The sequence below is a fragment of the Flavobacterium sp. CFS9 genome (assembly GCF_041154745.1).
Classification (GTDB): domain Bacteria; phylum Bacteroidota; class Bacteroidia; order Flavobacteriales; family Flavobacteriaceae; genus Flavobacterium.
The window spans coordinates 3,040,415-3,054,593 of sequence record NZ_AP031573.1 but is presented as its reverse complement, the minus strand read 5'-3'; the positions used below and the strand labels follow the sequence as shown (position 1 = coordinate 3,054,593).

At 36.3% G+C, this 14,179-nt stretch carries 12 protein-coding genes; 2 read left to right on the top strand and 10 right to left on the bottom strand.

Annotated features, from left to right (window positions below):
- Nucleotides 1-4 precede the first annotated feature (4 nt).
- From ACAM30_RS13150 to ACAM30_RS13125, 6 genes are all read right to left on the bottom strand, one after another.
- Entirely contained in the window at nt 5-2,380 is a 2,376-nt protein-coding gene (locus ACAM30_RS13150; RefSeq protein ID WP_369615082.1) for a carboxypeptidase-like regulatory domain-containing protein, read from the bottom strand.
- A gap of 67 nt (nt 2,381-2,447) precedes the next feature.
- Nucleotides 2,448-3,029, bottom strand: coding sequence for a Crp/Fnr family transcriptional regulator (locus ACAM30_RS13145; protein ID WP_369615081.1), 582 nt, complete (start codon nt 3,027-3,029; stop codon nt 2,448-2,450).
- Between the two features lie 94 nt (nt 3,030-3,123).
- Nucleotides 3,124-3,714 carry an NAD(P)H-dependent oxidoreductase gene (locus ACAM30_RS13140; protein WP_369615080.1) on the bottom strand — a complete coding sequence of 197 codons (591 nt, stop codon included), beginning with the start codon at nt 3,712-3,714 and terminating at the stop codon, nt 3,124-3,126.
- A gap of 82 nt (nt 3,715-3,796) precedes the next feature.
- Nucleotides 3,797-4,618 (bottom strand): AraC family transcriptional regulator, encoded by an 822-nt coding sequence (locus ACAM30_RS13135; protein ID WP_369615079.1) that lies wholly within the window; start codon nt 4,616-4,618, stop codon nt 3,797-3,799.
- A gap of 28 nt (nt 4,619-4,646) precedes the next feature.
- Nucleotides 4,647-5,345: a lipoyl(octanoyl) transferase LipB gene (gene lipB, locus ACAM30_RS13130; protein ID WP_369615078.1), complete on the bottom strand. Its 699-nt coding sequence runs from the start codon at nt 5,343-5,345 to the stop codon at nt 4,647-4,649.
- A gap of 5 nt (nt 5,346-5,350) precedes the next feature.
- A complete protein-coding gene (locus ACAM30_RS13125; RefSeq protein WP_369615077.1) occupies nt 5,351-6,106 on the bottom strand; it encodes a hypothetical protein in 756 nt (251 codons plus the stop codon).
- Between the two features lie 271 nt (nt 6,107-6,377).
- Between ACAM30_RS13125 and lysS the strand changes: the two genes are divergently transcribed.
- Nucleotides 6,378-8,081, top strand: a complete 1,704-nt coding sequence (gene lysS, locus ACAM30_RS13120) for a lysine--tRNA ligase (protein ID WP_369615076.1) — start codon at nt 6,378-6,380, stop codon at nt 8,079-8,081.
- Between the two features lie 110 nt (nt 8,082-8,191).
- Here the strand turns inward: lysS and ACAM30_RS13115 are convergent, their stop codons facing one another.
- The 3 genes from ACAM30_RS13115 to ACAM30_RS13105 form a co-directional block, all read right to left on the bottom strand.
- Nucleotides 8,192-8,794 (bottom strand): hypothetical protein, encoded by a 603-nt coding sequence (locus ACAM30_RS13115; RefSeq protein WP_369615075.1) that lies wholly within the window; start codon nt 8,792-8,794, stop codon nt 8,192-8,194.
- Nucleotides 8,795-8,868: 74 nt separating this feature from the next.
- Nucleotides 8,869-9,894 carry a 2-hydroxyacid dehydrogenase gene (locus tag ACAM30_RS13110; protein ID WP_369615074.1) on the bottom strand — a complete coding sequence of 342 codons (1,026 nt, stop codon included), beginning with the start codon at nt 9,892-9,894 and terminating at the stop codon, nt 8,869-8,871.
- Between the two features lie 97 nt (nt 9,895-9,991).
- Complete coding sequence (locus tag ACAM30_RS13105; RefSeq protein ID WP_369615073.1) at nt 9,992-10,915, bottom strand: DUF4274 domain-containing protein; 924 nt, start codon at nt 10,913-10,915, stop codon at nt 9,992-9,994.
- Nucleotides 10,916-11,158: 243 nt separating this feature from the next.
- Between ACAM30_RS13105 and ACAM30_RS13100 the strand changes: the two genes are divergently transcribed.
- Nucleotides 11,159-11,593 (top strand): hypothetical protein, encoded by a 435-nt coding sequence (locus ACAM30_RS13100; RefSeq protein WP_369615072.1) that lies wholly within the window; start codon nt 11,159-11,161, stop codon nt 11,591-11,593.
- 48 nt (nt 11,594-11,641) lie between these two features.
- On the opposite strand, the gene ACAM30_RS13095 is transcribed toward ACAM30_RS13100, so the two are convergent.
- A complete protein-coding gene (locus tag ACAM30_RS13095; RefSeq protein ID WP_369615071.1) occupies nt 11,642-14,116 on the bottom strand; it encodes a zinc-dependent metalloprotease in 2,475 nt (824 codons plus the stop codon).
- Nucleotides 14,117-14,179 lie beyond the last annotated feature (63 nt).

The window sequence follows — 14,179 nt, the reverse complement described above, 5'->3', positions numbered from 1 at the left end:
TATTCTAAAATTGAAATTTATATCCAAAATCAGGAGAGAAACCAATCTGATCTTTCTGATTTACACTATTCGTTAAACGATTGTATTCTTTGGTAAAAATATTGGTATGATTGGTCACATTTTGAAAATCAATATAAAACTGATGAAATCTCTTTTTCCTTTTACTGTTAAACTTGATTCCAAACTTTACATCCAACCTTAAATAAGGATCATATTGCTTACTAAATGCATTGGCATCGTCTCTTATTTCATAACCTGCATTATTGGAAGCAACCAAATCGACCGGAGTGTAATAACGCCCTCCTGCAGTGGTAAATTTGGTGTCAATCGAAAAGACATTTTTCTTCGCCTTCCCTATTCTAAATTCTTTTCCTCCCAACAGATTGATAACATATCCATTATTAAAAGGTGAATTACGTTCTATACCATCACTCCCTTTATACTTACTTTCAAAAAGCGAGGTAGTAAACAAAGCATAATATCCTTCACTAAAGAATTTCTCAACGGTAAATTCAATTCCCTGATTGTACCCGCTTCCCTTACTTATTAAAGAAGTTTTATCGATCGAATAACCAAAATCAGCACCCTCTGTTAAGGTTGAATAACTGCTTGGAAAAGACTGAACTCCTGCCTTACTAATATCCTGATAGTAAATTTCTACTTTTCCCCTCCATTTTCTGGCCAATCGTACATCATAACCCAAAACATAATGCTGGCTTTGAACCAAATCCAAATTCTTGTTCGTCTGAACCTGATTTCCGTTCACCCACTCATTCAGAAATAATATGGGAGCTGCAACACTTTGATGATGCAATCCATAACCAAAACTAATAGTATTCCTTTGGTTTACCGCATAAGCCAAAGCAGCTCTGGGTTCGAAAGCAAACTCTTTGTTTATCGAAAAATACTGCCCGTGAATACCGGCATTAAAGGTTAGTTTTTCGGTCAGACGAAATTGTCCCTGGGCAAACGGTTGAATCACATTGTAATTTCCGTTATTATTTATGAGCTGTACAAAGTCCGGATAACCATCGCCATTATTGTCCTGCTGTCGGTCACGGGTAGCCATTTTAGCATCGAGTGTATAATTCTCAAAAAGCAATCCTGCTCTGAAAGTTGTTTTTTTATTGATTTTAGAATTGAACAAAGTCGAGAAAGTAACTCTGTTTTCATTGTTACTGATATCCGTAAAAGGCAAACGATTTACATCGGGCGTATTGAAATTATAATAGCGGAAATTCTCATAAGAATTGCTCGAATTTGAAAAACCAACAATTGTTTTCAAATAGGATTTTGTTCCAATTTCGAGATTGTGTTTTAATCCAAAAGAAGCAAAACCCGATTTAACATAAGCATCCTCATCCTGAGCCGCAAAAGGATCTTCCTTATCTATTTTATCTCCTAAAAAATCAATGTCTGATGTTCCGTAGATTCCAAAAAGCGAGAAGTTCCCGATTTTACTTTTTCCTAAATCTACATTAAAACTAATATCTCTGTAATTGGGCTGCGCATCTGTACCCGCTAAACCTAAAACCCCAACAAAGCCATATCGTGCCGATGCGACAAAAGAACCTCCTTGTTTACCAAGCGGACCTTCGGCCATAAATTCGACACCCGGATAAGCTCCGGCACTGAGCATGAATTCATAATCATCGGGATTTCCTTTTCGGAAACTCAGGTCAAAAACACCTCCAATAGCATTTCCATATTCCGCCGGAAAAGCAGAAGTTAAAAAATCAGAATTAGCTAACAGATTTGGATTCAGAGCCGAAATTGGGCCTCCTGTTGTTCCCAAGGTCGAAAAATGATTGGGACTCGGAACCGGCATTCCCTCTATTCTCCACAACATTCCCGATGGTGAATTTCCACGTACTACAATATCGTTTCGACTATCATCTCCGGTAGAAACTCCGGCAAAATTAGAAACCAAACGTGCCACATCGCTCCTTCCTCCGGCATATCGATTGACTTCTTCTGTCGTAAATTGTTTGGTCGATACCAATGCCATTTTATTAATGGGTTTGGCTTTACTTAAACCTGAAGTCACTACAATTTCATCCAGTGTGTTGAACTTTTCCATCATCGAAACTGTCAGCAGGTTGTCTTTCCCTGTGTTGATGTCAAGATCAGAAACTGAAGTATTTTCATAACCTTCAAAGCTAAAACTCAAACTCTGTCGGCCAACCGGAACATTTGTTAATTTAAAACTACCCTCAGCATCTGAAATGGCATTTTTTTTCTCATCGCCAATTAATACTATAGCAACTCCGATAAGTGGTTTTTCAGATTGTTTGTCGATTATTTTTCCTTTTACCGTACCCGTTTGAGCATAGGTAATCCACCCAAAAAGACTTATAATAATCAAGAATATTCTTTTCATTTTTATTTTGCTTTACAGTTATAAAAGCAAAAATAAAGAGCCGAATTTTCTTAAAAATTGACTTGGGTTAAGATTTACTGTTCAATGTAATTCTGGTTCTAATTCGGCTTAAACTTTCGGGCTGGATTCCCAGATAACTGGCAATATATTTTAATGAAACTCTTTCCACCACTTTAGGACAGTACTTTAAAAAACGTAAATAACGTTCTTCATGTGACAATAAAGACATTGCCATATTTCTGCCGGTTAGACCTTTGATGGTTCTTTCCATCATAATTCGTAAAAAGGAATTGAATACAGGATATTCAGCAACCAGTTTTTCAAAATCATGTTTGTACGCCAGATACAAAACACAATCTTCCAAAGCTTCTATATTGAGCAATGAAGGCTTTCCGTAAAGAAAACTCTCAAAATCAGAATACCAGTCATTTTCAAAGAAGAAGTTTCCGGTAGACTCTACTCCATCAAGCGAGTAATAGTAACGAATACAACCTTCCGCAATAAAAACTCCAAAATTACAAACCTCACCTTCAACTAAAAGATGCTCATTTTTTTTGATTTTCTTTAATCTAAGTATGCTTTTAAAAGCTATACTTTCCGCTTCATTAAATTGCATAAATCGCGACAGATCAGTAATTACGTTTTGCATGATTGGTGAGGTTTTAGAAAAAAATGGTTTTATAAATAACTTCAACAATTCAAAAAAATTGCCTTAAACAGCTATAAAGCAGAAATATAACAAATTAACTACATAAAACCTTTCCCTGAAACACTTCTTTAATCTGACTGCTCCATTTTGAAATGTTCTCGTCAGAAACTCTGTCTGCCTTATCAAAATAAAAATGCTTTTGAACCTCCAGTCCGCAATAATTAAAAATTCCGATGTCTGACGTTAGCGCTAATGCTTTACCCATTCCTATTGATTCGTACTCTGCATTTGATTTCCCATGCGAATTGATTATGACTGCCTTTTTCCCTGTCAATAGACCTTTCTGAATTCCCTGATCGTATCGATAAGCAAATCCATAACTAAAAACACGGTCAATGTATCCTTTCATAATCGCAGGCATTCCTGTCCACCAAATCGGATAAATAAAAACAATACGGTCAGCCCATGCGATAAAATCCTGTTCGGTTTTGACCTCCCCGGCAATTTCACCTACTCTTTGCCCGTTCATATCCTCCAAAGATAAAACAGGATTAAAATGGATTGCGTTTAAATCTCGCACGATAACTTCCTGTCCTGATTCCTCAAGACTTTCCGTAATAATTTGTTTGAAAAAGTGATTTAAACTTCCTGTGTTTGGATGTGCGTAAACGATTAAATTTTTCATGTTTTCTGTTTTTTAAGATTGAACATGACAAATGTAAATCCGAGAGCCTGATCACAATTGTAAGAAAACGAAAAGTAGATTTCTAAACCTTCTTTGAACTACAGATATCGCTTTGAAATTTCAGAAATTTGGTTGGAGAGATATTCATATAATATTTAAAATCATGAATCAATTGACTCTGATCGTAGTAACCGCATTGCTCTACAATAGCAAGCCAATCTGTTTTAGAGTCCTTTAAAATATCTTTCTGAATGGCTTCAACGGCTTTAAAAAAACGCTCGTAACGACTAATCTCTTTAATCGTATAGCCAAAAAACTTCTTTTGATTGAGCTGAACATTTCGCTCTGATTGATTAGTTTCAGCTGCGACTGCCTTTATAGGGTCTATGTTTTTTTCTCTAAAATCGGTTAAAAGAGAGGTCATAACATGCTGTTCTCGCAAATAAGGCTTGCAAAATTCCAAAATATAGTCTACACGTTCTTTTGGATCAGAGCGTTCGTTAAGTTCTTCCCATAAAAGGGCAAAACAATTTTCAGCAAGTAAAGTATCCGGATTGATGGGTAAAGAATGAGTAAGAAGGGCACTTCCAAAGAATCTGTAAAATGCGTCTTCTTTAAAATTGGCAACCAAAATCTCCGAATCAGGATTTAAGGTGTATTCAAAAGCTTGCTTTATTGGACCTAAAACAACACATTTCTGTACTTCAAGAGTTGTATTTTGCTGTGATTTTAAAGAAGCACCTTCTCCAAAAATAAAGACCAAAATGGTCTGAAAAGTAGGCAATAATGTTTTCGTTACCGGAATATTGGTTTTATTCTCTGCAAAATAAAAATGTGAAAAAACAGTATCAAATGCTGAAGGAACAGCAATTCTATAATTGTTATTTTCTTCAGCATGTATCATACTATTTTATATTTCAAAAGCTCTTTTTTTAAACAAACTCCGCTTCAAACAAATGAGTTAAATGTTTGATGATTTTCGCTTTTACTTCTTCTTCATCAACTTTTTCGACGCCAAGCTCTACCTGTAAGGAAGTCACTCCTTTACCACGGATTCCACATGGAATAATGTTATCAAAGTAACCCAAATCGACATTTACATTTAAAGCAAATCCGTGCATGGTTACCCAGCGTGACGCCCGAACGCCAAGCGCACAAATTTTTCTGGCAAACGGAGTTCCAACGTCCAGCCATACTCCTGTTTCACCGTCACTTCGTCCGGACTTTAAACCATATTCTTCCAAAGTCAGAATAATAGATTCTTCGAGAAAACGTAAGTACTTATGAATATCAGTAAAGAAATTTTCGAGATCCAAAATGGGGTATCCTACAATTTGTCCCGGTCCGTGATACGTAATATCACCACCGCGATTGATTTTATAAAAGGTAGCTCCTTTGGCCTCAAGCTGTTTTTCGTTCAGGAGCAAATTTTCAAAATCCCCGCTTTTGCCTAGTGTATACACGTGCGGATGCTCTACAAACAACAAATAATTGGGAGTTTCCAGATCGAGCTCTTCCCTTCTGTTTCTGATCTTTAGGTCGACTATATCTTTGAAAAGTTCTTCCTGATATTCCCAGGTCGATTTATAGTCTTTGTTTCCTAAATCCTGAAGTTGAATTTTTTTATTCATCTTAATTATTTTTCAAACTCAACATCAAAGTTAAGTTTGTCCGGATTCTCCATATAATCCGTGAAAGGGTATTGAATTGTAACTGTTTTTCGGTCTTCACTAAACAAAGCAGTCGGATTTGACACTTTTTTAATGCGTTTTGGAAAATGATATTTTAAAACATAAGTAGAAGATGCAAAAACCATTTTTGACATTTCGGCTGTCGAATCTTTTACTTTTTCAGCTTGCTTTTGTTTATCGACTGTTGCTTTACGGGTAAATTTCTTTCCATCGTAATTAAAACTTACCGTACTATGATTATCTCCCAAACCTCCTGCAAAAGGTGTCGAAGCATCTGCTCCTCCCACCAGCTTTTGAAGTGTATTCACCGATTGCAGAATATCATGCAGATCATTCACTTTTTTAAAGTCTTCAGAAAACGTCATCAGGAATTCTTTTTTCTCATCATTTACTTTAACATTAACCACAAGATCTTCCAGTTTTTTGATCTCACTTTGAACTTCCGGAGCTAATTTTGAAATACTTTCTCCCTTATCCGCCAACAGCTGTTTGAAGGTAAAAGTAGAATCCATATTTTTTTTGTTATTAGCTCCCATTTGATCTCCAATCTGATCTCCTGCCATTGCCATTAAAGCAGAACCATCCATATCTAAAGAAAACTTTCCGGTCCCGTTATCACTTACATAAATATTTTCGGTAAAAGTACAGCTTGCCAGAGTGGCGAATAAAAAAGAAAAACTGAGTAACTTATATAATTTCATTGTGGTTAATTTTTCCTCAAAGATACGAAGTTTCGTGGATTGTTTAATTGGTGATTTGTTTTATCGCTTAACTGTTTAATCGTTTAACCGTTTTGTTGGATCCTTAGATTCTCAGAACCTCATAATCTTAGAACCTTAGAAAAGATGCAAGCGTATAGCGGGACAAAACCACCTTGAAAACCAAAAAAGTAATGCTTCAAAAAATCTAAAATCAGCATTCTGAAATCTACATTCTTTTCTTTATCTTTGCACACTTAAAAAAGAGCACAAAATGGCATTATCAGAACAAGAAATCATCCGAAGAGAAAAACTTCAAAACTTACGCAACTTAGGAATCAATCCTTATCCGGCTAATCTTTTTCCTGTAAATCATACTTCAAAGCAGATAAAGGAATCTTTTGAGGAAGGTAAGAAGGTTATTGTTGCCGGACGTTTGATGAGTGTGAGAGATCAGGGGAAAGCTTGTTTTGCTGAATTACAGGATAGCGAAGGACGTATTCAATTGTACGTGAATCGTGATGTTTTGTGTGAAGGTGATGATAAAACGTTGTACAATCAGGTATTTAAAAAATTAACTGATTTAGGTGACTTTATTGGTATTGAAGGAGAATTATTCACTACAAAAGTTGGAGCGCAATGTATTCGCGTTGATGCATTTACTTTTTTAAGTAAAACATTACGTCCGCTTCCGCTGCCAAAAGTTGATGAAGAAGGAAATGTACACGATGCGTTTAACGATGCTGAATTGCGTTACAGAATGCGTTATGTAGATTTAACCGTAAATCCTCAGGTTAAAGAAACTTTTATCAAGCGTACCAAGCTATTTACAGCAATGCGTGGTTATTTTAACAATGCAGGATATCTTGAAGTTGATACTCCCGTTTTACAATCAATTCCGGGTGGTGCTTCGGCAAGACCTTTTATTACACACCACAACTCGCTTGACATTCCGCTTTACATGCGTATTGCAAACGAATTGTATTTAAAAAGATTAATTGTGGGTGGATTTGAAGGGGTTTATGAATTCTCCCGAAACTTCCGTAACGAAGGGATGGACAGAACGCATAATCCTGAGTTTACAGCCATGGAAATATATGTAGCCTACAAAGACTACAACTGGATGATGGAATTTGCAGAGGGCTTACTTGAGCACTGTGCGATTGCGGTAAACGGAACAAGTGAAGTTACTTTTGGCGAGCACAAAATCAACTTTAAAGCACCTTACGCTCGTGTTACGATGACCGACTCTATTAAACATTTTACCGGATTTGATATTTCCGGAAAAACAGAGCAGGAATTGTTTGAAGCTGCCAGAGGAATGGGAATTGAGGTTGACGAAACTATGGGGAAAGGAAAACTAATCGATGAGATTTTTGGCGCAAAATGTGAAGGAAACTACATTCAGCCTACTTTCATTACTGATTATCCAAAAGAAATGTCTCCTTTATGTAAAGAACACCGTGACAATCCGGCTCTTACGGAGCGTTTTGAACTAATGGTTTGCGGTAAGGAAATTGCAAATGCTTACTCAGAATTAAATGACCCGATTGACCAGCGCGAGCGTTTTGAAGATCAAATGCGTTTGGCCGCAAAAGGTGATGATGAAGCAAACGGAATTATCGATGAGGATTTCTTAAGAGCACTTGAATATGGTATGCCTCCAACATCAGGAATGGGAATTGGAATGGACCGTTTGATCATGTATTTAACCAATAATGCCTCAATCCAGGAAGTTTTATTGTTCCCGCAAATGCGTCCGGAGAAAAAACAGGCTCAGATAGAACTTTCTGATGAAGAAAAATTCATCATCGATTTACTTCAGAAAAGTGAAAATAAAATGGATCTTCAGCAATTAAAAATTACAGCTAATTTAAGCGGTAAAAAATGGGATGCTTCCATGAAAAATTTATCTAAACATGGCCTGACTAAAGTAGCGGTTGAAGGTGAGTTTAAATTTGTGGAATTGGTAGGATAATTTTATAAAAAAGTCAATTCTGGGAATTCAAAATTCTAATATTGACATCTTAATATTCAAACCCGACAGGTTTTAAAAACCTGTCGGGTTTATTTTTTAATACAATTTGATTAAAACGAGTACTTCTCCAACTTCTTCCCATCAATATCCAAAACCTTTGCATTTTCTCTTGTAGCCTCCTCTTTGACAACTTCCTGAACAGATGGATTTGACGGATATTTTCCGTTTTTCAGTTTTAGAAGATGAAATTTCCCTCCACTTACAGCTATTAGATTATAAAATTTTTCAGATACTGAAGTGGTTACATAAATTGGGAAATCAGTTACTGTAAAAGAATTAATCAGACTTCCGTCATTATTTAAAATGTATCCGGAGCAGCCACCACTTCCACAAAAATAGGAATTAGAGAAGCCTACAAAATACTCCTCTTTCTGATCATTATTTAAATCAAATGCATCATAATAAAAAAACCTATCGTCTTTTGTCAAAGCCGGTAAATCCTTTTTTAGCAAAACCAGAAGCTGCTTTCTGATTAACTCTACCGTTTTATCGTCTTTTACAGGAACATCACTTACATCCGCAGTTCCGACTGCTGTTTTTGTCATGGTGTCAGTTGCCATTGCTTCGATAACATTTTCTTTTTCTGTTTTTTCTTTATTCTGGCACGAAATCATTCCTAAAACTATAAATGCCATTAAAATTTTTCTTTTCATATTTTCACTTTTTTTAATTTTTACGATTCCGTTTCTAAACCGGTTTTTAAAACCTGTCGGGTTTGTAATTTCATTTAAACTAACAAAGCTGCTTTATTTTCGATATCATTCTGATCCAGCAAAGACTTAATGTTATTAAAAGTCACCAAAGCGATCTGCGTTAAAGCTTCATTCGTAAAAAAGGCCTGATGTGCGGTCACCAGTACATTTGGAAAACTCATCAAACGCTGAATCGCATCGTCCTGAATAATATCAGCTGAAAGATCTCTAAAAAATAATTTCTCCTCCTGTTCGTAAACATCAATTCCCAAATACCCTATTTTACCTTCTTTCAGACCTTCAATAACAGCCGCTGTTTCAATCAAAGCTCCACGACTGGTATTGATGATCATCACGCTGTCTTTCATTAAAAGAATAGACTCCTTGTTAACAATATGTTTCGTTTGGTCGTTTAAGGGACAATGCAAAGAGATAATATCACTGGATTTGAAGATTTCTTCCAGCGAAACAAACTGCACCCCGTCTTTTTCCATTTCTACACTGGTTACGATATCATACGCCAGAACTTTACAGCCAAATCCTATCGCAATCTTTGCAAAGGCCTTCCCAATATTTCCAGTTCCAATGATTCCGACAGTCTTCCCAAACAAATCGAATCCTAATAAACCATTCAGTGCAAAATTTTGTTCCCTAACCCTGTTGTAAGCTTTATGCGTTTTTCTATTCAAGGTCAGAATCATCGCCATAGCATGCTCTGCAACAGCCTGAGGCGAATAAGCAGGAACACGGCAAACTTTCAAATTGTACTTTTTAGCGGCATCCAAATCAACATTATTAAAACCTGCACAACGCAAAGCAATAATTTTCACTCCTTTTTCAGCCAATTGCTTCAATACTGCTTCGTTGACAATATCGTTCACAAAAACACAAACAATCAATGCTTTTTCAATCAATGCAGCTGTTTGAGGATTCAATTGTGTTTCAAAGAAATCCAATTCAAAACCAAACGAATCATTATATTTATTAAAGAAGGTTTTATCGTAAGGCTGTGTTGAAAAAAAAGCTATTTTATTCTTATTAACTGTATTGTTTAAACTCATCTTGTCTTTATTTTTTAAAGTTTTTAGCTTCTGTTTTTTACTAAATTAAACAATTCTTCTAAAGTTAATTTGCTGCAGTTAGAAAAATTAGCACCTATTAGTTTCTGAATTTCATATGATCGGTACTAAAAAGTAACCCAATCCCGCTGTAAAGATCTCTTTTTAAATCATAAAAATTATTCACTCCTTCTAAGTCCTTGTACAAATCACTAATTATCGAAGTTGACTGAAATCCGTCTATGGTATGATTGATAATGGTATCTGCCAAACAGGTTAGCTCTTTGGTAACATTTGTTACCCCCAGATTATTTCCGGTTTCCCAATCCCAGACAATCCAGTCCCAATTGTGTTTTTTATGCATACAATCCATCCATAAATACGACAGATTTTTAATTTTGATCTTCCCTAACTCATTCACTTTCCAGTATCCTACACTGTCGACAATGGCACTTACTGCTGTATCTGAATTATCGTAAACAAAATCAGGTTTTGAAATCTGAATAATCTTCACGGCATCTGCAATGCGGCTGGCGATCGTTTTCAGCTCTTTTTCGTTCGGATTTCTTAAAAAAGCAAATTCAATATCCAGTCGTTCGAAAGCTACTCCTTTTGTCTTAATCAGCATTTCAGCTGGAATGCATTTTAAACCGGAATTTTCATCTGCAAAACTTTCTTTGGGATCAAAGGAAAAATTTTCGTCCTGATAAAAGCCTGCTGTATATCTTTCTTCGATTTCTTTCAACAATTTATATTGCCCGAAATGCAAATCTTCTCTTGCCTCGTCTTCACTTTTAAACCTGCAAAAATAATCGGGCTGCAACAGCCAATACAAACAAAGAACAGTTCCTTTATCAAGTGTTTTTTGTTTGACAATCCACTCAAACGGTTCAATCCCATCATCATAATTCCAGTTTTGAACAAACTGATGCCATTCTGCTGCAGTTAACTTCTGATAGGACATCTCTCCATTTACCGCTTTTAAAACCCTGTTTTTATTTTTTTTATTAAATACCTCTTCCATTTTTTGATTCTGATGATAACTATTCCTTATTCCTAATATTAAGAACAAATTTAATTAACCTTTTCTTATAAAAACATGACAAAAAACATAGACCGACAAAACCATTATTAAAACACTAAAAACCAATCAGATAAACTGGTTTCACATCTGATTTTGTTAAATAAACTATAATTCTGACGATCTCGTTAAACCTCTTTCCTCCGATAAAGTCTAAACGCTATAAACAATTAAAAAACGTACCTCATGAAAAAATTAATTATTGCAGCTTTGTTATTCGTTGGGATAGCAGGTTTTGCACAAGAAGCGGATCAGTCTGCTCAACCACAAAGAGAGCGACTAACTCCCGAACAACGCAATGACAGACAATTAAAGAAACTTACTTCTGAACTAAATCTGGATGCCAATCAGCAAACTCAGATCAAACAGCTTCTGGCTGACAGAAGTGCCAACGCTGAAAAGTTTAGAGAAGACCGTAAAAACAGAAAAGATAGTGGTACAAAACTCACTACAGAGCAGAAAGCAGCTTTTAAACAACAAATGGCAGATGAAAAAACGGCTAATGATGCCAAAATGAAATCGATCCTGAATGACGACCAATACAAAAAATGGACTGCCATCAAAGACGAGAACAGGGAGAAAGCAAAAGAAAAAATGAAAGACAGAAAAGATAACAATTAATCTTATTCACAAAAAAAGAGGCCCTAAAGCCTCTTTTTTTATAAATTCTTATTTCGGATTAAGAATTAAGTCAATTCTTTTAATACAATCCTCGTAATGGTATTTGGTTTCTGCATTTACGGGTCTTGCTTTTGCTGCTAAAAGTGTACCTCTTAACGCATTCAGTTCTCCACGAACCAAGGCTCTGACATCAGATTGCCCCACATTATAATATACCGTTGATCGGTCAGATGGCTTAATTTCTTCTGTCATTAAGGCTCCCATTCGATCAATATAGCCACGCTGCAAGTTTCTTCTGTAAATCGTAACATTTCCTGGTGTTGCGGCTTCTTTCCAGATTCCTTTTCGGGTATCTCTCAATAAATCCAGCGCTTTGTAAGTATCTGCCCCCAGAATTTCATTGTCTACCAATCTGCCGATACGTCCAATACTAAGCAAGCTGTTCAGCTGTCTCACCTGTAAACTTCTGAATTTTTCTGCATAACCTGCAAAATCGGTATTCTTTAAAGTCGTGACATTTACAATCCATGTTGGTGATGCAAAAGCATTTGCCTGAAGCCAGTTCATTGCTTCAATTTGTTTCGCTTTCGGTACTACCTCATAAACACTTCCTGCCTGATTTGGTTTCTTTGTATTTTCATAAACCCCACCAACATTTGTCACCACATGCCCAACATATCGGCTCCAAACGTCTAACATTTCTTTGTACAATTCATCCAGATCTTCGTAGTTATTGGTCACATTACTGGTCCATTCGTTCAGGTGGGCTGCTACATATTCCAGGTTTTTAAGCCCGTAAGTACTTGCTTTCATTGAATTATTTCCAATATCTTCGGTTTGAGAAGTAGGGTCAAAAGCACTGCTTTGTTTTCCAAATTTATACAAAGGATTTCCGGCTTTGTCCAAAATCCATTTGTCCAGAGTTGCTGTTTCGTCCTGAGGAGATTTTGCATTCGGAATCACTCTGTATCCCCAGTTCAGAGCATAGTGATCGTAAGCTCCCATTTTACGAATAAAACGAATATTTTTATCTCCCGGCTGTGCAATATAATTGTATCTCGCATAGTCCATAATACTGGCAGAAATTCCGTTTTGCTGTGTAAAATCACCATTTCGGTAACTTTCTACATCATAGGCACAGCTTGCCCCCATATTATGCGGAAAACCTAAAGCATGACCTACTTCATGAGCAATTACCATACGCATCATCTCTCCCATTTCTTCATCACCGGTTTGTAATGTTCTGGCTGATGGGTTTGCCGCTCCGGTTTCTAATAAATATCGGTTTCTGTAAGAACGTAAATGATTGTGGTACCAGATCACATCGCTTTCGATTATTTCACCGCTTCTAGGGTCGGAAACACTCGGACCAACTGCATTTCGAGTAGTACTCGCCACATAACGAACAACAGAATATCGAACATCTTCCGGACTAAAGTCAGGATCTTCTTCTTTTGTCGGGGCATCTTTTGCGATAATGGCATTCTTAAATCCTGCCGTCTCAAAAGGCTTCTGCCATTCTTCGATTCCTTGTTTAATATACTTGCGTAATTTTTCAGGAGTCGCAGGGTCTAAATAGTAAACGATAGGTTTTACCGGTTCAACTAGTTCTCCTCTTGCATACGCTTCCGGATCTTTCGGTTCCAATCTCCAACGGCGAATGTAAGTTTTAAGGTCAGATTTCAATTCATTGCTTCCATAATCGTACTGGCTTATGGTAAACCAGCCTACTCTTGGATCTGCCAATCTTGGTTTCATTGGTACTTCAGGCAATAAAATCATCGATTGGTTCATTTGAATGCTAATTGATTCTGTATCTTCCAGCATCGATGGTTTTGAAGCATTATAGGTCATATCCTGAATCACCTCGATATTCATCGGAAAACTTTTGATCGTATTAATAAAACTTCTTGAATCGTCAAGTCCTTTTACTTTATACGTCTCACGCATTTCTGCCGATATCCCACTAATGGCTTTCACATCGGTGCTGTAAAATTTAGTAACATCTACTACCGTGTTAGCCGAATCTTTACTAAAAGCCACAATGTCAAAAGCAAATAAAGTAGGTTCGTAGTTATTTGATTTTACCGAAATACTGATCGGTAAAGTATCGTTGGCAACTGCATTGTATGATTTTGATTTGATTAGAATTTTATCCTGAAAACGCTGCCAGACAATTAGTTGCTCATTGGTTTCTGATCCTGCGTTTACATAACCGCCACCCAAATTAGCCGGCAGTTTAGACAGCCTGCTTACTAAAAGCATGTCTTTGTTCAGGTATTTATTGGGAATCTCGAAATAGTATTTTTTATCGACTTTATGTACTTTAAAAAGTCCATCATCTGAAATAGCGTCCTTGGTGATTACCTTGCTATAGTCTTTAATTGATGACTCCGGTTTTTTCTCCGGTGGAGCAGCTGCCGATTCGTCTTTTTTAGATTTTTTCTTATTTGATTGTGCAAATTGAGAAGTGGGAAATAGCACAAATGCTGCTATTGTAGTTAAAATGAGAAATTTCTTCATTTATTGCAGGTTTAATGGTTATGTAATAAACAAAAATAATTTTTATCCTGAATATATGATAAC

Bases quoted from the DNA above. Each gene is read 5' to 3' on its own strand.
- ACAM30_RS13150 (WP_369615082.1), bottom strand. From the start codon at position 2,380: ATGAAAAGAATATTCTTGATTATTATAAGTCTTTTTGGGTGGATTACC.
- ACAM30_RS13145 (WP_369615081.1), bottom strand. From the start codon at position 3,029: ATGCAAAACGTAATTACTGATCTGTCGCGATTTATGCAATTTAATGAA.
- ACAM30_RS13140 (WP_369615080.1), bottom strand. From the start codon at position 3,714: ATGAAAAATTTAATCGTTTACGCACATCCAAACACAGGAAGTTTAAAT.
- ACAM30_RS13135 (WP_369615079.1), bottom strand. From the start codon at position 4,618: ATGATACATGCTGAAGAAAATAACAATTATAGAATTGCTGTTCCTTCA.
- lipB (WP_369615078.1), bottom strand. From the start codon at position 5,345: ATGAATAAAAAAATTCAACTTCAGGATTTAGGAAACAAAGACTATAAA.
- ACAM30_RS13125 (WP_369615077.1), bottom strand. From the start codon at position 6,106: ATGAAATTATATAAGTTACTCAGTTTTTCTTTTTTATTCGCCACTCTG.
- lysS (WP_369615076.1), top strand. From the start codon at position 6,378: ATGGCATTATCAGAACAAGAAATCATCCGAAGAGAAAAACTTCAAAAC.
- ACAM30_RS13115 (WP_369615075.1), bottom strand. From the start codon at position 8,794: ATGAAAAGAAAAATTTTAATGGCATTTATAGTTTTAGGAATGATTTCG.
- ACAM30_RS13110 (WP_369615074.1), bottom strand. From the start codon at position 9,894: ATGAGTTTAAACAATACAGTTAATAAGAATAAAATAGCTTTTTTTTCA.
- ACAM30_RS13105 (WP_369615073.1), bottom strand. From the start codon at position 10,915: ATGGAAGAGGTATTTAATAAAAAAAATAAAAACAGGGTTTTAAAAGCG.
- ACAM30_RS13100 (WP_369615072.1), top strand. From the start codon at position 11,159: ATGAAAAAATTAATTATTGCAGCTTTGTTATTCGTTGGGATAGCAGGT.
- ACAM30_RS13095 (WP_369615071.1), bottom strand. From the start codon at position 14,116: ATGAAGAAATTTCTCATTTTAACTACAATAGCAGCATTTGTGCTATTT.